Source organism: Burkholderia sp. SRS-25, from assembly GCF_004343765.1.
In the GTDB taxonomy this organism is placed as follows: domain Bacteria; phylum Pseudomonadota; class Gammaproteobacteria; order Burkholderiales; family Burkholderiaceae; genus Burkholderia; species Burkholderia contaminans.
Genome location: NZ_PTXM01000010.1, coordinates 1 through 21131, shown reverse-complemented (window position 1 = coordinate 21131; position 21131 = coordinate 1). Strand labels below are relative to the sequence as shown.

The following is a 21131-nucleotide window of genomic DNA, read 5'->3' as shown; positions in this document are numbered from 1 at the left end:
AAGTCCAAGCCTATCGAAAACTCACAGACTCAAGCCCCCAAACAATCAACACTTTGCTACTTGGCAGCACGCGGAACCGCTCCCGCATGAAAGGCGGCGAGCACTTCGACCACTTGCGAGAATACCTTCTCCGCATCGGGGTTGGCATCGTGATATCGATCCCAGAAATCTCCTGAAAATGCGCATGGCTCAAGGGTATAGGAGCCCCCACCAAAATCAGAGAAGCACCAGTCGGTCGGAATAGCTGAATCGACAACGTCGAAATTGCGAAGCTCCACCATGACCGGAGTTCCATCCGAGTCACGCTGGACAATAATCATCGCTGGCCGTGCTTCCGGCTGAAAGCGGACACCGAGAACCAAATACGTATTTCCCAATGTAAAACTCGGGTCAGGTTCTCGCCCGTCATGCGCCTGCGCCTTGCAATATCTAACCTTCATGGTTTGACAATACCCTTAACTTTGAAATCAGAGGTGACATAATCAACCTTACCCGTCACCGCGTTCATGTAGTAGTGAATTTGCATTGACTGCCCGTTAGGCATTTTCGCAGATTGCGTCGTGTACTTCCCCCAGTCGGTGATGGCCGAGCCGTCGCGCGTAAGTTCCTGCACGACAACCGGGTTCTTGATTTTCCCTTCCGCGAGCGCAATCGGATCCGAATTTCGAATCGCCGATTGCGTCAGCAAACCATTCGCGTCAAGAATACCTGCCTCCTGAAACGCCAACTGCGTGCGAAGCTGCACAGAGGTCGTCATGTTCGCCGCGCTTCCAGCAGTAGCCGCGTTGCTTGTGGTACCGGCAACATTGGAAGCAACCGGATGCGACATTCCTCCATCCCAAGTTTTCCCCGGGCCCGCATATGGTTCGTCGCCCACAGTGAGCGGCTCCGAAGCTTTGCCAACGGTAATCGACGACGAAGCTCCAAAGCCGCGCACTGCTCCAATAATCCTGCCGAGAATACTCCCTGCAAGCAGCCCGACACCGGCGGACACGACGTTGTGAATCGCGTTGGACGCGATCGTGTTGTTGTCCGTCATCGTCGCGACGGACTGCGCGAGCGCCTTCTGATTGACGTACAACTGCGCCATGTCAGCCTGTGCCGTCTTGCACGACGCGCTGCTGCCACCAGCACCGCATGATGCCTCAACGTCCTTCTTGGATTGTTCGTAGGCGTCCTGCGTCGATTTCAGCGCCTCGACATAGCATGACTTCGGTTGTCCGCCGCAGGCATCCAATTGAGCCTTGAGCGGCGCATACTTCCGACTCAGTGCATTGTTCAGCACCTCGTTCTCAGCTGCAAAGGTTGCACCTGAAGTGTTCTGCCCCGCTGCGCTGGCCAGCGCGCCTCCAGCCATCGTAGAGATCCCCGCGGTCAGCGCATTGAGACCCGGATCGTCAAAACTAGTTACTTTCTCAACGGTACCGTCCGCACGCTCCACATAGTTGGAGTTCTCCTTGCCGTTGTACAACGCATCGCGCACAACCGGCGCAACCAAGGCACTGGCCGCTCCACCAATCGCCCCGCTTGCACATCCCGTCCCTTTCGCCGCCGACAATGCACATCCCAATCCGGCATGGGCCAATACGTATCCAGGACTCCCTTCTGCGAGCATTGACGTGTTGTCTGTGGAAGCGACACCGATCGCACCTGCGCCGACCATACCGAGATCGCTGATCATGCTGTTCGCAAGCGCACTGCCGAAGCTACCGCCTGATACGGCCGTATTGATGGTGGCCATTACAACGCCACGCTCAACAATGGTGTCCAACGCCTGGCCGAGCTGCGCAAGCGAAACCGAGGTCCCGTTTCCGATTGCTTGCCCCAATTCCTGCAGCTGCTGAAGGTTGCCAAGACCTGTCCCCGCCATGACACCGGCAGTCAATGCGCCAAGCGCGCCCGCCTGCAGGATCTGCCCGAAATTCAGCCCGTTCCCTGAGAATGCTTGGCTGGTGATGCTTCCAACCATGCCACCAAGAGCACCGATCATGACCGAGCCAACCGACAACTGCGTCATCACAACGCCAGCTGCCGCGGCAGCCGTCCCCGCCGTCACGATCGACGCCGCAATCGCGATTGCCGCTATGGCAAACGTCGGCAGCCCACCGCCCTCCTGCACGAAGTCCGAATGCAGGTGATCACTGACCGACGTCTGCGTAAAATTCACGCCGAGTTGCTGCTGCAGGTTTGCGAGCACCTGCTGCGTACCTGCCTGATCAACCGTGCCGTCTGCATTCAACTTCTGCAGCGCCCCACCGATCTGGTTCAGCGCCTGCACGTTCAGGTCCATGTTCGCCGCGCTCATGAACCCGCCCGGCTGAACCACCGTCCCGGTCGTCTTCAGATAGCCGCCATCGACCTTCTGCCAGATCTCGCCGACATCAACCTGATTCGCCTGGTTCGTCAGCGTGTGCGTGTCGACGCTCAGCGTCCCCGACGCCGTGATGCTCCCCGTGTTGAGGATGCTGCCGTTGCCGTCCTGGTTGAATTTCAGTGTGACGTCGCGGCCGGAGATGTTGCCGCCGGCCGACATAGCCGTTGTGTCTTGCGGCAGATACACCTGCGGCATCAGCGCAGTAATCGTCGGGCACGTCGCAGCTCCCATCGCATGACACGTCGGGTCCGGCACCGTCTGCTCGACGTACCACAGCATCGGCCTGTCGAGCGTATTGATCTGCTCCTGCGTCAATGCCGCGCCGAGCTGCAGGCCGCGCGATTTCGAATATTCGACGGCGTTCTGGTACAGGTACTCCTTCTGCTGCTCCGACACCGACACGTTGTTCTTGCTGTCGTACGTCAGCCCGTCGACGAAGCTCGCCTTGCCGGTCTGCTTCAGCGCGGCCTGCTGCAGCAGCAAGTCTTCTTCCTGCGGGTTGAAATAGAACAGCGTCGACGACGGCTGCAAGTTCTTCGGCAGGTTGTTCAGCAGATCCTGTGGCCCGATCGAGCCAAGCGCGGATCCGCCGAGCGACTCGTTGACATACGACGCCTTGCCGGCGACCGGCGTCGGCAGCGTACCCATCCCGACCGCGCGCGGAATCGACAGGTTCAACCCCGGCAACGTCACCGGGCTCAGCGTGATCACGCGCTGCGGCGCGCCGACCTGCGGCGTGTACGTATTCGGCGTCGTGATGCCGTTGATCAGCTTCTGCCCGCTCAACGACACCGACGTGCCGAGCACGTTGCCGACGTTCTGGATCTGCCCGCCCGACGAGATCGACAGGTTCGGCGCCTGGATCGTCGCCGCGATGTTGCCGACCGGCATCGGCGGATCGATCGTGCCGCCGGTGCCCGTATAAGCGCTCCCGTACAGCGTCTTGCACTGCTCCGGCGTGCCGCATGCCCAGATGTCGTGGCGCTTGTCGCTGCTGAACATCCCGGTTTCCTGCACCCAGTGCGAGTGCCAGTATGCGTTCAGCACCTGCGCCTCGTTGACGACCGGCCCCACGACGGAAATCGTGGCGTTGTTGCCGGCCGCGATCAGGCTGCCGATGTTCGTCAGGCTGCCCGCGCTCACCTGCAGGTTGTTGCCCGCGCTGATCACCGACGAACTGCCCGACTGCTGGTCGACGTAACCTTCGCAGTAGCTCTCCTTGTAACCACCGGCGGTCATGCAGCCGGAATACTTCTCCTGTTTGCCGTAGTTCTCGTGGACCGGAACCGGCGGCGGGAGGTTGTTGGTGATCGCGCCCGAGACGTTCAGCTTGATGTCGTTGCCCGCGACGATGTTGCCCGACGTGTTGTTCAGGCTCTGCGCAGGCGTGGTCGAGCCCGCGGTCGAGCCGACGCCGCCGATGACGATGTCGTGGCCCGCCAGCAGGTTGCCGTACGTGTTGTTGATCTGGCCGGCAGCGATGACGAGGTCATGACCGGCGTAGATCGTCGCGTTGTTCTGCGCATAGCTGAACGTCGTCGTGGTCGGATTGTTGCCGCGCGGCTGGCCTGCGTTGCCGCATGCGGAGTTCGGCACGCCCGACGCGCAACCGACCTGGCTCGCGTAGTTCTGCTGATTGCCGCCCTGATTGGACAGGTTCTGCGCGTTGACAAACACGTTCTGGCCGGCATAGAGCAGGCCGCTGTTGACGAGATTCCCGCCCGCGACCACGAGATCGCGCCCGGCGGCAATCATGCCGGTCGGGGTCGAGGTGCTGACCGCCCCCGTCGACGACGGTGCCGCGCTGTTGACGTTGATCGTGAATGTCGTCACCGGCAGAAGATCGGCCGGGCTGCCGGATCCCTTCACGAAGATCCCGCCGAGATTGCCGCCCAGTACACCAAGCCATGGAGACTGGCCCGGCGCCTTCCCGAGTTCGTTGAGCTGCGTGAGGAAGGCCGTGTACTGCGCCTGATCGACCTGCCGCAACGCCTGACTGACGAGTGTCGGCGCAACCGCCCCATTGCTCAGCGATTGCACGTTCAGCGAGACATTGCCCTGCGCCGCAATCTGCCCGCCTCGGTTGGACAGCGACCCCGCCGACAGCGAGATGGAATCCCCAGCGGAGATCACGCCTGATGTCCCCGGCTGCTGGGTCGTGATCGTCTCGTGAATGGTGGGCAACACGAACGTCTGCTTGACGGCCGACGACGGGCCCGTTCCCGTTTCGATCGCCCATTTCGGGCTCGTTACGTTATTACCGCTGTTGCTATTGCCCACGTAGGCGTTGTACTGGCCGAACGTGACCGATCCCGACCCTGCGACGGGTTGCGTTCCGACGATACTGCACCGGAACGCACCGGCGCACTTCTCCCTGGCCGTAGCAGGCGAAATTCCGTTGGGCGCCAGCAGGTCCCCAAGCGTTGCATTGCTTACGCGCGAAGTGGGGGCATAGTTCCCCCCGCTGTCACCCGGGCCCGGGATGCGATACAGATACCACTCCCTCTGCGTTCCCACCGCGCCCGACCACAACAGGTCCGGATCGACGACATCGCGCGTCGTCGTCACCGCCGCGCCCGGCGCGGTCTGATCATTGACCACCGCCCCCGCCGAAATATCGACGTTCCGCCCGGCGAAGATCGACCCACCCGTGTTCTGCAGCGTTCCACCAAGGCGGAACACCACATCCCCCCTCGACTGCGTCGTCGCTCCCTGGTTGTCGTAGTCCCAGCCACTGACGTTGAGCACGCTCCCCGCCTCGACCGTCCCGCGGTTCGTCGTATTGCCGTTCAGCGTCAACGCATTGTCCGCGTGCATCACCGCGCCGGCCGCGTTGTTCAGCGTGCCGTTGAAGGTCACATCACGACCGCTGACCTGCCCGTGGTTCTCGAACGTCCCGCCGCCGGACGACAGCGTCAGCGCCGCGGTGCCGGTCATCGTGCCGTAGTTCGCGATGCCATTCAGGCCGGTCAGCGCCACGCTCTGCCCGCCGTAGTTCCAGGTGCCGCCGATGTTCACGTAGCCGGCGGTGATCGACAGGTTCCCGCCCTGGCTGATCGTCCCCTGCAGGGGATCGAACGTCATGTTGGCGACGTTGATGCCCATGTTCCGTTGCGCGAGCAACTGTCCGCCCGCGTTGTAGAACGCACCGTTGCCGCCATTGACCGTCAGCGACACATCGCCGGTCGCCCCCGTTCCGACGCTCGGATTCCCCGCAAAGATGATCCCGTTCTGGTTGTTCAGTGAACCCGAGTTGATGCCGAGCGCATCCACCGCCATCAGCGACCCGCCGACGTTCGTCAGCCCGCCGCCCACGGTCACGTTGGTCGTCGTGCCGTTCACCAGCCCCGCGTTCGTGAAGTTCGACGCGTTGATCGTCGTCGCGCCGATCGACGCAAGCGACGCACCCGCCGCGTTCGCCAGGTTCGGCGCGGACACGTTGAGCGACCCGGCCAGCACATGCGCTGCGTTATACAGCCCGTTCTGCGACGTCAGCGCCGCATTGCCGACCACGTTCACCGCGTGCCCGCCGGCCAGCGTGAGCTGGTTCGATGCCTGTGCGGTCAGCGCGCCGCCCACCGTCGCATTGCCGAGCGTGACGTTCGCGCCGTTTACCTGCAGGTTCTGCGACGCGACGATCGTCGCGTTGCCTGCGTCCACCGTCCCCTGCGCGGAAACGGTCACGTTCTTCGAACCGGTCACCGTCCCGTTGAGCGTCACGTTGCCGCCCGACACCCCCAGTTGACCGGCCACGACGCTCGAGCCGCCGAGCGTGAGGTTCTGCCCGGCATGCAGCGTCGTGTCGCCGTTCGACGACACGCCCGCGAGCGTCACGTTGCCGTTGACGCCGTTGACGTTCACCGTACCCATCGACGACACCGCGCCCGTCACCTGCGCGTTGTTCGCCGCCTGGATCTGCACGTTCCCGCCGGACTGCAGCGCGCCGTTGACGGCGACGCTGCCCGCCTGCGACGTCGCGGACACACCGCCGACCGCGGTCGTCGCACCGAGCGACAGGTCGCCGGTCGACGTCGCCGTGAACTTCCCTGCCCCCTGGATCGCGCCCAGCGTGACGCTCGCGCCGGACGTGACGCCGATATCCTTGCCGAACGTCAGTGCGCTGCCGCCCGTGATCGCGCCGCCCGCGTCAAGATTCGCGCCGCCCAGGCCGAACAGTGCGCCGCCGAGCGTCATCGCGCCGCCGGACGTCAACGTGGTGTCGCCGTTGGCGAGCCCGCCCGTCAGCAGCGCCAGCGTGCCGCCGGCACGCGCACCGAAATTGCCGACGGAAACGAAGTCGCCGCCCACGACGAGATTGCCGTTCGTCGCGCTCAGCGACGTATCGGCGTTCGACCGAATTGCGCCGGCGATGCCGAGGCTCCGTCCCGCGCCGGCCGTCAGGCTTGCGCCGCTGCCGACGCTGCCGGCGATCACCACGTCGCGCACGGCGGCGATCGTCGTCGCGTTGCCGGACGTCATGCCGCCGTTCACGACCACGTCGCCGGCACCGTTGTGCCCCTGCGCGCGCAAGTCGATCGCCCCGCCCGCCTGCGCACTGCCGATCGCGAGGTCGTTGCCCGCCGTCATCGCCAGGTCGCCGTCGGTCGCGACGCCACCCTTCACGGCGATGCCGTTCGCCGCGCTGACCGTGGCCTGCTTGCCGAACGCGATCGACGCCGCGTCGATCGAGCCGCCCGCCGTCAGCGTGCCGGCCTGCTGCGCGGCGATGCTGCCGACCAGCGTCATGTCGCCGCCGGACGCCAGCGTCGCATTGCCGCCCGACACGGTTTGACCCGACAGCGTGATCGCCTGCCCGGCCGTCACGTTCAGGTTGCCGCGCGCGGTCACGTTCGCCGCGCCGGCGCTACCGTTCGACGCTGTGACGCTCAGGTCGCCGGCCGTGTTCACGTCGGCGAGGGCGACGTTGCGTGCGGCCTTGATGTCCGTCGCCGCGCCCGCATTGATCGCGTGATTCACGTTGACGTCGCGCGCCGCCTGCAGCGAGAACGCGCCCAGCGCGGTCGCCGCGCCGCCGAGCGTCACGTCGCCGCCGCCCGCATTGCCGTTCGCGGCGACCGACAGGTCGCCCGACACTGCCTGCACGCCGGCGAGGCCGACATTGTTGCCGCCCGTCACCGACACGCTCGCGCCCTGCAGCGCCCCCGACAGCGCGATGTCGTGCGACGCGGCGAGCGTCGCGGCCTGCCCGAACGCCACCGATCCCGCGCCGGTGATGTCCCGTGCCGCCGTCAGCGCACCGCCCGCCTGGCCGGCCAGACTGCCGCCGATGCCGATATCGCGGCCGGCCTGGACCGTCGTCGTGCCGGCCGCGGCGATCGTGCCGTTCAATTGCGCATCGACGCCGGCGCGCACATCGAGTGCGCCGCCTGACGTCGTCATGCCGTTCAGTTGCACGTTGCCGCCCGATGCGGCCACCTTCATGTCGCCGGCAGACTGCGACGTGCCGCTCACGACGACATCGTTGCCCGCACTCAAGGTTTGCGCCGCACCGTTCGCCAGCGCGCCCGTCACCCGCACGTCGTGCGCGGCGGTCACGCTCGCGGCGCCGGCCGCCTGCGCGGTGCCGCGCACCACGGCATCGCCGCCGCCAGCGTTGCCGAGCGCCTTCAGGTCGAGGGTGGTCGCCGATACGACATCGTTGACCGATGCGTCGTTGCCGCCCTGCACACGCACGCCCTTCGCCTGGACGAGACCGTCCACCGTCGCATTGCGCTGCGCGGCGGCGTCGAACGCGCCTTGCAGGAACGACTGCTTGCCAGCGCCGACGATATCGCGCGCCGCGCGCAGTGTGCCATTCGCGTCGCCGATCAGCAGCCCGCTGCCGGTGTTCAGATCGCGCCCGGCGGTGAGCGCCATGTCGCCAACCGCGCTCGTCGTCGCGCCGAGCAACAGATCGCGTCCGGTCGTCACGTCGAGCGTCGCGCCGCTGTTTATCCCGCCGGTTGCGGCCAGATCGCCGGCATGTGCGGCAATCGTCATCGCGCCGCCCGACTGGACCGCACCGCCGATCACGGCGTTGCGCCCCGCGTCGATGCCGACCGAGGTTGCTCCTTGCAGCTTGCCAGGCACCGATACATCCTGCGCCGCGACCGCGTCGATGCGGCCGCCTGCGGCGGCCGTGCCGTTGATCGTCAGGTTGCCGGGCCCGGTATCCGTGCGCGTGCCGTTCGCGCGCAACGACAACGTGTCGTCCGCCTGCACGTTCGTCACGCTGGCGTTGCCTGCCGCCGTGACTGCAATCGTGTGCCCCTGCACCAGCCCGCCCTGCACGACATCGCGGCCCGCATCGAGCGTCGCGGCCTGCGCGAACGCAATCGTGCCCGCACCGGTCAGGTCCCGGCCGGCGCCGAGCGTGCCGGCCCCGTGGCCCTCGAGCTTGCCGGTCACGTCGATATCGTTGGCCGCGCCGACATGCGTGTCACCGATCGCCAGCACCGTGCCGGCGATGCCCGCATTCCCGCCGGCCGTCGCATCGAACGCGCCGCCGCTCGTCAGCGAGCCGCCGAGCGCGATGTCGCGGCCGGCGGTCAGGGCGGTGTCCAGCGCCGAGGCCGTCTTGCCGCCGAGCGCGATATCCGTGCCCGCCTTTACCGCGAGCACGCCGTTCGTCGCGATCGAGCCCGTCGACGCGACATGCCCGCCGCGCGCGTCGAACGTCGCGTTGCCGATGGCCTGCAACACCCCGCCGTGATCGATGTCGCCGCCCGCGCGCAGCAGCACGTCCGCGTTGCCGGTCACCGCGCCGGTCGTGCGCAGGTTGCCGGCTGATGCGAGCGTCATCGATGCGCCCGCCGTCACGTCGTGCAGCGTCGCGTGGCCGCCCGCGTTCACGTCGACCTTGTCGCCGCGCAGCGAACCGGTGAGCAGCGTGTCGCCACCCGACTGCAGGGTCGCCGCGCCGCCGAACGCCAGCGCCCCCGCCCCGCCGATCGCGCCGCCGGCCGTCAGCGTACCGCGGCCCTGTGCGATCACCGTGCCGTCCGCGCGCAGATCCCGGCCCGCGTTCGCGGTCAGATCGCCAAGTGCCGTCGTGCGCCCCTGGCCGAGATCGATCGTGCCGGCCGCGTCGGCCGACAGGTTGCCGCCCGATTGCAGGGTGCCGGTGCTCGTCAGCGCGCCCGCGGCATTGCGCAGCGTCATGTCGCCCGACGACACGAGCGCGCCGGCGACCGTCGTGTTGCCGCCGCCGATCACGTCGAGCGGCCCCGCCGCCTGCAGCGTGCCGTTGACCGTGATGTCGCCGTCCGAGCGCAGCGCGCCCGCCCCTGCCGCGTTGACCACACCGCGCAGCGTCGCCGGGCCGCCGCTCGTCATGTCGAGCTTGCGGCCGGCGTTGACGGTGCCGTCGACCACGAGGCCGCGCGCCGCGCTCAACGCCGCATCGGTGGCCGCGTCGAGCTTGCCGCCGACCGACAGCGCGCCATTGCTCGATGCCGCCAGCGGGCCGCCCGCGTGGAGCGTGCCGTTCACGTTCAGGTCCGCGCCCGAATGCAAGGTCGCATCGGCAAGCGCATTGACGGCCCCGTTGATCGCGAGGGTGCCGCCGCTCGCCGCATTCAGCGATCCGGCCGCCTGCAATGCGCCGTTGACCGTCAGGTCGCCTGCTGCGTTCAGCGTGCCGCCTGCGAGCGAGTTGACGGTGCCGTCGACCGTCAGTGCGCCGCCCTTCGCGTTGACGGTCAGCGCCGCATTCGATTGCACGTCCTTCAGCGCGACGGAGCGCGCGGCGCTCAGCGACACCGCCAGCCCCTGCAGCGCGCCGGTGACCGCGAGGTCGTTGTCGGCCTTGGCCGTGACGTCGTTCGCGAAGACGGTGCTACCGCCGATCGCCACATCGTGGCCCGCGTTCAGCGTCGCGCCGCCCTTGCCCACGACCGATCCGCCAAGCGTCAGGTCATGCCCGGCCGTCAACGCCGCATCGCCGCCGATGCTGGTCTTGCCGGTCAGCGACACGTCCTTCGCCGCCGTCAGCACGACATTGCGTTCGGCCGCGAGCGTGCCCTGCGACGTCACGCTGCCTGCGCCGGCCGCGAGCGTCATGTCGCCGGCCGCCTGGACCTGACCGGCGTTGCCGATCGTCACGTCGCGCGCGGCGTTGACGCCGAGCGTCGCGCCGCCCGCGAGCATGCCCGTTACCTGGACGTCGCGCCCGGCCTGCACGGATGTCGGCGCATGCGTCGCGCTCGTGCCGTCGCCGCCACCGGCGAGCGTGCCGCGCACGACCACGTCGCGCCCTGCGGTCACGGTGGTTTCGCCGAGCGCCGCAGCCGTACCGTTGAACGCCGCGTCGCCGTTCCGGGCGGTGACGGACAACGCCCCGCCCGCCTGCACATCGGCCACGCCGGCGTTGTTGCCGGCCGTGATCCGCAGGTCGTTCGCCAGCACGTTCAAGGCCTGCGTCGTCGAAACGTCACGAGCCGCATTCAGCGACATGCCGCGCGCCGCACCGACCGTTCCGTTCAGCAGGATGTCGGTACCCGCCTGCATGTCGATCGCGCCGTTGCCGGCGATCGGTCCGCTGGTCGACACGCTTCCGCTCGTCGCGGTCAGCGCGATATCGCCGACCGCCTGCATCACGCCGCCGATGCCCAGGTTCCCGCCGGCCTGCAGCGCCGCCGTCGAGCCGGCCACCACGGTGCCCGTCGTCGCGAGATCCTGCGCGGTCGTGAGCGACATCGTCGCTGCGGCCGTCACGTCGTGCAGCGACGCCGCCCCGCCTGCCTGCATCTGCACCGTGTCGCCGCGCAGCGAACCCGTCAGGCGCGTATCGCCGCCCGATTGAAGCGTCGCCGCCTGCCCGAATGCGATCGCTGCCGCGCCGCCCATCGCGCCGCCGGCGTTCAGCACGCCGTTGCGCTGGCCGATCACCGTGCCGTTCGCAATGAGGTCACCGCCCGCGCGTACCGTCAGGTCGCGTTGCGCCGTGGTTTGCTGCGTGCCGAGATCGACCGTGTGCGCGGCGTCGATCAGCAGATCGCGGCCCGCCTGGATCGTGCCGGTGCTCGTCAGCGAGCCCGCCGCGTTCTTGAGGGTGACGTCACCCGTCGACAGCACCGCGCCGCCGATCGACGTGTTCGCGCCGCTCGTCAGCGTCAACGGTCCCGCGCTCTGCAACAATCCGTTCACGCTCGCCGCGCCGCTCGACGTGACGGCCGCGTCGGACAACGCGCTGACGGTGCCGCCGATCCCGAGATTGCCGCCGCTCGTCAGATCGAGATGGCCCGCGCTTTGCAGCGTGCCGCTCACGGTCGTATCGCTGCCCGATTTGAGCTGCGCGGTCGACAACGACGTGACCGTGCCGTCGACGGTCAGCGTCCCGTTTTGGGCATTGGCCTGCAACGCACTCGACGACTGCACGTCATGCAGCGTCATCGACTGGCCGCTGCCCAGCGTCACGTTCGTGCCGGCGAGCGAACCCGTCATCGACAGGTTGCGCCCCGCCTGCGCCTGCACATCCTTCAGGAATCCTGCACTACCACCCAGTGCGATGTCGCGCCCCGCGTCGACGCGTGCACCGCCACGACCTGCCAGCGTTCCTCCGACCGTCACGTCACGACCCGCCGTCACGTTGGTGTCGCCGGTGAACACGGTCGTGCCGGTCAGCGCGACGTCCTGTGCCGCATTCGCGGTCAGCGCGCCTGCGCCGTTCAATGTGCCGGCCGACGCGATGCTGCCGGTCGTCGCGGTGAGCGCAAGATCGCCGATCGCGCGGACGGCGCCACTGCCGTTGACGCCGATGTCTCGCTGCGCCGACAGCGCCACTTGCGTGGCGCCGGTGAGCGAACCGTTCACGACGATGTCGCGCGCCGCCTGCACGTTCGTCACGCCTGCGACGATCGCATTGCCGTTGAGCGTCACGTCGCCGCCGCCCGCCGTGCCTTGCGACTTCACGTCAAGCGCGGTGCCGGCCTGCATGTCGCCGATCGCTGCGTTGTTGCCCGCATGAACGTGCAGATCCTGGTCGGTCCGCAGTGCGCCCGTGGTTGCGACATCGCGACCGGCTGCCAGCGTCAGCGTCTGCGACGACTGAACCGCGCCGCTGACGCTGAGATCGCGCCCGGCCTGCAATGTCGTCGTTGCGTTGCCGATCAGGCTGCCCGTCGTCGCGAGATCCTGCGTCGCGGCAAGCGACATCGACGACACGGCCTGCACGTCGTGCAGCAACGCCGAGCCTCCCGCCTGCGTCTGAACCGTGTCGCCGCGCAACGAGCCCGTCAGGCGCGTGTCGCCGCCCGACTGCAGCATCGCCGCCTGACCAAACGCGATCGATGCCGCGCCGCCCATCGCGCCGCCGGCGTTCAGCATGCCGTTGCGTTGGCTGACCACCGCGCCGTTCGCGGTCAGGTCACCGCCCGCGCGCACCGTCAGGTCGCGTTGCGCGATCGTCTGCTGTTTGCCGAGATCGACTGCATGTGCGGCGTCGATCAACAGATCGCGGCCCGCCTGGATCGTGCCGGTGCTCGTCAGCGAGCCCGCGGCATTCGTGAGGGTCACGTCATCCGTGGACAGCACCGTCCCGCCGATCGACGTGTTCGCGCCGCTCGTCAGCGTCAACTGGCCCGCGCTCTGCAGCAAGCCGTTGATCGTCGCGCCGCCGCTCGACGCGAGCACGGCATCCGACAGCGCGTTCACCGTGCCGGCGATCGAGGCGTCCCCGCCGTTTGCGATATCGAGCGATCCGGTGGTCTGCAGCGTGCCGTCGACGCTGAACCGGTTTCCTGCGCGGAAGGTTCCGGTCGACAACGTATTGACCTGCCCCGCGATCGCGACGTTGCCGCCACTCGCGACATCGAGGCGGCTCTTGCTTTGCAGCGTGCCGGTCACCGCCGTGTCGCCGCCCGATCCGAGTTGGGTGGTCGACAACGACGTCACGGTGCCGTCGATCGTCAGCGCGCCGTTTTGCGCGTTCGCCTGCAACGCCGCGGACGACTGCACGTCGTGCAGCGTCATCGACTGGCCGCTGCCCAACGTCACGTTCGTCGCGGCAAGTGAACCCGTCATCGACAGGTTGCGGCCCGCCTGCGCCTGCACGTCCTTCACGAAACCCGTGCTGCCGCCGAGGACGATGTCGCGCCCTGCGTCGATCCGCGCGCCGCCGCGCCCGGACAACGTGCCGCCCACCGTCACGTCGCGGCCGGCGCTTACCGCCGCGTCGCCCGCGGCGCCGGTCGTGCCGAGCAGCGCGACGTCCTGCGCGCCCTGCACCGACAGGTTCGATGCGCCCGTCAACGTGCCGTTCGATGTCACGCTGCCGGTGCGCGCCGTCAGCGCGAGGTCGCCCGCCGACTGCACGGTGCCTTGCGCACCGACCGTCACGTCGCGACGTGCGTCGAGCGCCAGCGTCGAACCGCCCGTCAACGTGCCGTTCACCGTGATGTCGCGCGCCGATGCGATGCGCGTGGCGCCGGTCGCCTGCGTATTGCCGTTGAACGCCAGGTCGCCGCCCCCGGCCGCGCCTTGCGCGCTCAGCTCGATCGCGCCGCCCGCATGGATATCACCCACACTCGCGCTGTTTCCGGCCCGCACGCTCACGTCGCCATTCGCCAGCAGCGCACCGCTCGCCGCGACATCGTGCCCTGCGCTGGCGGACAGATTCCCGCCGCTGGCGACGCGCGCGGTCGTGGCGAGGTCGCCGTCCCGCGCCGTGAGCGTCAGGTCGCCGGATGCATTGACGGGCCCGGCCAATGCGATGCTGCGTTGCGCGCTTGCATCGATCGTGCTGCTATCCAGCCGGCCGTTGACGCGGATGTCGCGCGACGCGCGCAGCGACGTGCCGGCCACGGCCAGCGCCGTGCCGTTCAGCGTGACGTCGCCGCCCGTGCCGCCCTGCGCCGCAACCGCCAGCGCACCGCCCGTCTGCACATCGCCCAGCGTCACGTTCGGGCCGCCGGCAATCGACACGTCGCCGTTGGCTTGCGCGTTCGCGACGTTCACGTTGCCGCCGGCGGCGATCGCAAGCTTCCCGCCCGACTGGATCGCCCCGGTCGACGTCACATCTCCGCTCGCGCTGATCGCATACCCGCCGACACCCAGATGCGCGCCCGTCATCGATACGTTGCCCGAACTTTGCACGGTGGCCTGCCGCTGCGCGGCCGAGCCAGCGACCGACACGTCGCCGTTCGACGACATCGTCAGGTCGCCTGCGTTCGCGGCCAGTTGCGCGTCGGCCCGCACGCCCATCCCCGCCGCGGTGCTGATCACCTGGATCTGGCCGGCGGTCATCGCACCGAATGCGGTCGCGTCGATCGCGAGCGAGCGATTCGCGCCGCCGTTCGCTGCGTTGATCGCCGCGGCGGAATTCGCCGCGCCATTCGACGCGGTGCCGTACGTGGTGCCGTACGCATCCGCGGCCGTCGGCGCAACGAACTGCCGCCCGGCAATCGCGTTGATGCGCGTGCCCGCATACAGCGGCGCGTTGATGCCGATCGTCTCGCCGATCAGGTCGATCGTGCCGACCGTCCCCTCGATCCCCGCGCCCGGCCCGTTGACACCGGCATTGCCCTCGATCTGAAGATGGCCGCCGGTCACGTTGTAGCCGATCGCCTTCGCGTTCGCGAAGTCGGTCGCCGTGCCGCCCACGCTGCCCAGGAACTGCGGCGCGCCGGTCGACAGCGTGACGCCGATGGTATTGGTGAATCCCGTGCCGCGCGTCGTGATGCCGTTCGGGTTCGCGATGACGACCGTCGCCGGCGCGCCGAACACTTCGAGCGGGCCGTTCAGCATGCTCGCGTAGGCATTGCCCGTCGACGTCACCTGGTTGACGATCACGCTCGCCGTGCGACCGTTCAGGTTCGCATTCGCCTGCACGTTGCCGCCCGTCAGCGACGTCCCCGACATCAGGCTGTTGTTGAGGATCAGGCCGACCGGGTCGATATTGAACTGTTGATACTGGTTCAGCGAAATGCCGGCCGCGTTGGGCGCGGTGATATTGACGACCGGCACGCCGCCGCCGGCGCCCGTCGATTGCGTGATCGCGGGCTGGAATGAGATGGGCGCAGTCGGGTCGACGATCGGCGCGGCAGCGGCAATCCGCATCGACAGCCGCACGCGCAGCGATGCCAGGTCGAGCACGCGCTGCCACGTTTCGTCATCCATACGGCGGTTGCCGGCACCCAGCACGCCGGCCGCGCCGCGCCCCTGCTCGACCGTCACCGTGATCGGTCCGATGAACATCGCCAGCGCGACGATCGCGCAGGTCGCCCGCTGCCACCAGCGATACGGGTGAACGACCGGAGCGACCGCCAGGAAACGCGGCGCATCTGCCGCGGACCGCGCACGCGCGCCGATTCGCGCCGCACCGGCGGCGGCGAGCTGCTGCAGGACCTTACGCTTGGACGTATTCATCTATTTTTTGCTTCGTTCTTTTTGGGCTTGCGCCGTGCGTCTCGCGCCATCGGCCGGCCGACCGTGGCATCGCGCGATACCGGGATTTCCCCGCCCGGTATCGCGTGTGTAATCGCCGGGTGTCGGCCCGGCACAACTGCTTGCCGCCTACTGCTGAATGCGCGCGTTGCGGATCAGGTCCACGACGACCTGCGCCGTGGCCTTCTCCATCGCAACCTGCTCGAGCTGCTGCCGCAGCATGTCCTTCGCCTGGTCGAACGACGGCACCTGCGTCGCGCGCTTGTCGTCGACACGCAGAATCCAGTACGCATCGCCGACCTGGACGGGCTCGCGCGTCAGGCCGCCCTGCGGCAGCTTCACGAGCGCCTCGGCGAGCGGCTGCGGCCAGTTCTGCGTATTGCCCGCCTCGATCGGCGTCTTGAACGAGATCCAGTTCAGTGCACCGCCTTGCGCGGCGGCCGGCCCCTTGCTGAACTGCTGCGCCAGCGTGCCGAAGTCCTCGCCTTTCCTGAGGCGCGCGATGATCTGCTTCGCGGTGTCCGCGTCGTTGACCGCAATCGCGCTCGGCTTGTATTCGTTCTCGCCGAGCCCCGCGACGATCGCGTCGTAGCGTGCCCGGATGTCCGTCTCCGGGACCGGTGCCGGCTTGACCTGGTCGTGCAGGTACGCCTGCGTCATCGCAAGCGTCTTCGCCTGCTCGACCGCGGCAACGACTTGCGGGCGGGTGTCGTAGTGCTGCTTCAGCGCCGCCTGCCGGAACAGTTCGCGTGCGATCAATTGATTCTTCATCGCCGCCCGCAGCGCCGGCGTATCGGCCGCCTTCGACGCGCGCACCGCTTCGTCGACTTGCGTTTGCGTGACGGGCACGCCGTTCACGCTCGCGACGGCATCGGCGGGCATCGTGGCGACCGTATCCGTCGGCTTCTTCGCCGCCTTGTTCAGTGCATGCGCTTGCGGCGCGACCGTACCGCAAAGCATGGCGGCGGCGAGCGCAACGCCGGTCCGGCGCAGGCGCGCCCGCAGATTCCATTGCGTCGCGATCGCGCGACCGTTCGACAGACGATTCATGAGGTTCTCCTTCATTCAGTCCGACCAGTTGAGTGTTGCCAGCAGCACGGTGGCTTTCCTGCCGAGCGCCGCCGGCTGCGCGAGCGCCTGCCCGACCAGCACTTCGGCCGAGACCGTTCCGCTGCGCAGGCGCCATTGCGCGCGCGTGCCCACGCCGGCGCCGACGAGCGTCGGCCAGCCGCCCTGCGCATTCAGGTGGGCCTTGCCGCCATCGAGAAACACATACGGTTCGATTCGCGCATCGCGCCAGGCAGGCACGTTCTGCCACGCGGCCTCGTTGCGCACGAAGAGGCCGCTGTCGCCCGCGATCCCGCCTTCGGTGAACCCGCGGACCGAACTCATGCCGCCCAGGAAGATCTGCTCGTTGCCGAACAGCGCCACGCGGCTGTATTGCGCCCGCAGCGTGCCGCGATAGGCCCACGCGCTCCCGGCGAGACTGCCGAGCGCAAACTGCAGCGTGCCGGTCGCGTCAAGCTTGGTGAACTGGCTGTGCGCGTCGTCGATACCGATGTCCGATGCATCATGGTTGGCCGCGAGCCACGGCAGCCCCTGCGACACGCCGACGTCCCAGGTCGCCGCGGCGCCCTGGCCGCGCGCCGCGAAGCGCACGAGCCCATTCAGCGCGACACGCAGCACCGTGAGGTTCTGCGGCGACAGCGGCAGGCCGTTCACATCGCGCTCGGTGCGCAGCTTGTTGAGCGTCACGTCGACGCTCAGGCGTCCGCTCGACGAGCGCACGAGCACATCGTTCCAGCCGAGCATCTGGCTGAACGTGCGGCCTTCGAGCAGCGCGACGTCGCCGATCGCCTGCTGGTACTCGGACATCGACACCGTGTAGCTGAAGGTCTGATACCCGTACGGCACCGCCGCGGAAAACACGAGCGCGTTCGTTTCGGTCGTTCCCACGTAGTTGAACGACAGCGATTCCTGCAGCCCGATCACGTTGTCGGCCTCGACGCCCGCGCGATAGCGCGTCTTGCCGGTCTGCGAGCTGCCGTAGTTGTCGACGCCGAAGTCGTAATGAAGACGGTCGCCAGAGCGGTTCGAAATCGCGACGACCGAATCCCCCGGCGCTTCGCCCGGCAGGATGCGGATCTCGGCCTGGTTGCGCCGCAACCGGTTGATCTGGTCGACGCCCTGCTCGAGATCGGGCAGGCGCAACGGATCGCCCGGCGCGCTCGCGAACGCCCACGCAGTGCCGGCTTCGGTCAGCAGGCCGCCGCCGCGCACCTCGTACCATTTCTCGTCCGGGTCGCGCGGACGCAACGGCTTGCCGTTCAGCGTCAGCGCGGCCACGCGGCCGGGTACGAGATTGATCCTCAGCGTGCCGGACGCGAGGTTCTGCGGGCCCAGGTAGGCGCGCGTCGTGATGTAGCCGCGCGAGATGAAGGCTTCGGTCAGCCGGCGCAGCAACAGGTTGATCCGGTTGCGCCCGAGCTGCTTGCCGACAAACGGCGCCGCGATACGGTCGAGCGCGGGTTGCCCCAGAATCGTGTCGCCCGTGAATTCGACGCGCTCGATCAGGAACATCGGCGCCACGTCCGGCAGCGTTTCGACATCGGCGCCCGGCGGCAGGTCGGGCATGGCCGGCTGTTCGGGCAACGCGATCTGCGCCGGCGGCTGCGCGATTTCATCGCGGCGCTGCCGGTCGCGCTGTTCCTGGAGCAGGCGCTGCGCAGGGTCCTGCTCGGCGCGCGGCACCGCGAGCCCCGGCGGTATCGCGCCGAGACCCGGCGGTGCGCCAGGCGGCAATCCGCCGGCGAGCTGCGCGCGCACGCACAACGGCGTCGCGCCGATCGCCAGCGCGAGCACCCGGACCATTGCCGACGACATGCCGCCCGTCACAGACCGAACCACGACACGAGGCCCAGATGATTGCGGTTGCCGATCGTCACGAGATCCCGGTGCGGCGGCCGAATCGTCACCACGCCGCCGGCCGCCAGCACGCCTTCGGGCGCACCGTACGCGCCGCCGTCGATATCCGCCTCGCCCGTCAGGCGCACCTTGCCGGTTCCGCCGCTGAACAGGCCGCCGGTATCGCTCCGATAGATGGCCGCCCAGCGATTGCCGAACCATGCCTTCAAATCGTGATCGCGGTTGATCACCGTATAGCCCGTCACGCCCTGTGCGAGGGTCCTGGGCGCATCGAGCGTCAACCCGCCGAGCGCGCGCACGATACCGCCCGTATTGGTAATCTGCGTGCCGGCCTTCAACAGGATGTCCGTGTTGGCCTCGATGGCGCCGCCGAAAGCCTGCACGCTCGACGATGCACTCGAGCGGCAGAAGACGAAGCACGAACGCCGCAACGAAGCCTGGCCGGTGAAGATCGCCTGTGTCAGCACGCTGTCGCGCGCGGCGATATCGATCGCGCCGCCGTTCGAGAGAATCGATCCGCCGATGTTCCTGACGTTCGCGGCACGCACGGACACATTTCCCGCGTCGGCGGTGATGTACGCAAGCTTGGAAGCGTCCGCGAGCGCGCCGTAGTCGACCGTGAAGCCGTCGCTGCGATGCCGGAAGAACAGGAATCGGCCGCCTTGCTCGGCAAACCCGATCACCGCGCCGTCCTGCACGCCCGTACTGTGATCGACGACGTTCTCCAGATCGCCGCCAGCCGCGATCGACACGCTCCGGTTCGACAGGATCCGCGCGTTCTGGTTGACGATGTCCGTGCCCGCGGTCAGCGATACGTCGCCCTGCACGCCGAACAGGATGCCGATCCGCGTCTGCGGCTGCGACTGGTTCAGGATGCGGCCGGCTGCGTTCAGCGTCACCGCGCCTGCCGAGTCGGCATCCGCGTCGATCGAGGCCTGCCCCTGCACGAGCGAGCCGACGTTCACGATGTCCGCGCCGCTCTTCAGCACCACGCCGCTCTGGGACGACGCCACCGTCGAGCCGGCCATCGCATCGTCGGGCTGCAGTGCGATACCCGTGCCATTCAGCTTGATGCCGCCCGACGCCAGCAGGCTGCTGCCGGTGAGCGTGATCGCGTCCGCGGCCGACACGCCGGCGAGGCCGCCGTTGACCTTCACCTCCGTGTCCGTCAACGTCACGCTGCCCTGCGCCGTCACCGCGAAATCCCTCGCGACGCTAAGCTTCGTGTGCGAAAACTCGACGTTCCCATTGGACGTCAGCGTGAAATCGCCCAGCGACGCATTCATCGGGCCGGCGCTGCGCACGCCGGGCCCGCGGTCGGTCACGATCAGTTGCACGCGCCCGCTGGTCACGCTGCCGGCAGCGGTGATATCGATCGCGTAGGACGACGCCGTATCGGGATTCGTCGTCGCGCCGCGCGCCAGCCAGTCGTTGGCGTTGTCGGTCGGCGACAGTCCCGTGTTCAGTTCGACCCGGCTGCGGCCGGCCAGCAGGCGCACGCCGGCGGTCGCCGACGAGAACGTGTTGTCGATCGGTCCGTCGACGCGAATCGTCTTCGCAATCATGTCCAGGCCGATCAGTGCGCCGGCCAGACCGCCCGGGCCGACGACGATCGTGCCGGTCGACGTATCGAGCACGATGTTGCGCTGGATCACGCCCGGTGCGATCTGCAGGTCGTTGAAACTCACGTTGCCGGTGGCAAGCGCGACATGCCCCGTATTGACGAACGATCCGCCGTTGATCGTGATGCCGTTCGGGTTCGCCAGCACCACGTTCGCGCGCGGCCCGGCCACGGCGATCTCGCCTTCGATCAGGCTGCGGTTCGTGCTCGTCACCTGGTTGACGATCGTGCGCGCGTTGATGCCGACGTTGTTCAGCGTCGCACCGGCTGTCGTCACGTTGAACGACGAGTAGGTGTTGCTGGAGACGCCGGCGACAGCCGGCGCAAGATTCACGAGCTGCCGGCCGTTCGGCCCCGCCGACACGCTCGTCGGCGTACCGCCGTCCGGCACGATCCCGGCGGCGACGGCGCAATGCGGCAGCCCCCCTGCCGTCGCCAGGCAAAGGAAGATCACGCGCAGGCCCCCGATGCCTGCGCACCGATGCAAATCGATGCGTTCCATCTTCGAATCACACGCACGGCTTCGCCGGCCGCGCGCCCCTCGGTTAATCTGGTCGTGTAGTTGTACGGATGTAGTGCTTCCGTAATGCTTTTGTGAGTTACCGAGGCGAACTAACGGCACACACGCGACCTTTCTTTAGGGTATCTCCCTAATAATTTTTCATTTCCAATTCGCCAGCGAAATATTACAAATGCATTTCAATTGGTCGCACCGGATCGGCGCCGCCTCCCGCCCACTCCACGACAATCACGAGCACCCGTGCCCCGCCGCCGCCGCCCCCCCCCCGCAGCCGGCGGGCCCGGGGCAGGCGCCAGCCACCCAGGGCT

The 21131-nt window shown here is 67.9% G+C and carries 5 protein-coding genes; all 5 read right to left on the bottom strand.

The window, feature by feature from the left end; genetic code table 11:
• Window positions 1–56: 56 nt before the first annotated feature.
• On the bottom strand, window positions 57–440 hold the full coding sequence (locus C5O79_RS15120; RefSeq protein WP_163009014.1) for a hypothetical protein: 384 nt from the start codon (window positions 438–440) through the stop codon (window positions 57–59).
• Entirely contained in the window at window positions 437–15739 is a 15303-nt protein-coding gene (locus C5O79_RS15115; RefSeq protein ID WP_236862372.1) for a filamentous hemagglutinin N-terminal domain-containing protein, read from the bottom strand. Before C5O79_RS15115 ends, C5O79_RS15120 begins: the two co-directional genes overlap by 4 nt.
• Window positions 15740–15886: 147 nt before the next feature.
• Complete coding sequence (locus C5O79_RS15110; RefSeq protein ID WP_122477333.1) at window positions 15887–16807, bottom strand: peptidyl-prolyl cis-trans isomerase; 921 nt, start codon at window positions 16805–16807, stop codon at window positions 15887–15889.
• A gap of 15 nt (window positions 16808–16822) precedes the next feature.
• Complete coding sequence (locus tag C5O79_RS15105; protein WP_122477330.1) at window positions 16823–18640, bottom strand: ShlB/FhaC/HecB family hemolysin secretion/activation protein; 1818 nt, start codon at window positions 18638–18640, stop codon at window positions 16823–16825.
• A gap of 8 nt (window positions 18641–18648) precedes the next feature.
• A complete protein-coding gene (locus tag C5O79_RS15100; RefSeq protein WP_131931431.1) occupies window positions 18649–20805 on the bottom strand; it encodes a filamentous hemagglutinin N-terminal domain-containing protein in 2157 nt (718 codons plus the stop codon).
• Between the last annotated feature and the right edge of the window lie 326 nt (window positions 20806–21131).

Bases quoted from the DNA above. Each gene is read 5' to 3' on its own strand.
- C5O79_RS15120 (WP_163009014.1), bottom strand. From the start codon at position 440: ATGAAGGTTAGATATTGCAAGGCGCAGGCGCATGACGGGCGAGAACCT.
- C5O79_RS15115 (WP_236862372.1), bottom strand. From the start codon at position 15,739: ATGAATACGTCCAAGCGTAAGGTCCTGCAGCAGCTCGCCGCCGCCGGT.
- C5O79_RS15110 (WP_122477333.1), bottom strand. From the start codon at position 16,807: ATGAATCGTCTGTCGAACGGTCGCGCGATCGCGACGCAATGGAATCTG.
- C5O79_RS15105 (WP_122477330.1), bottom strand. From the start codon at position 18,640: ATGTCGTCGGCAATGGTCCGGGTGCTCGCGCTGGCGATCGGCGCGACG.
- C5O79_RS15100 (WP_131931431.1), bottom strand. From the start codon at position 20,805: ATGGAACGCATCGATTTGCATCGGTGCGCAGGCATCGGGGGCCTGCGC.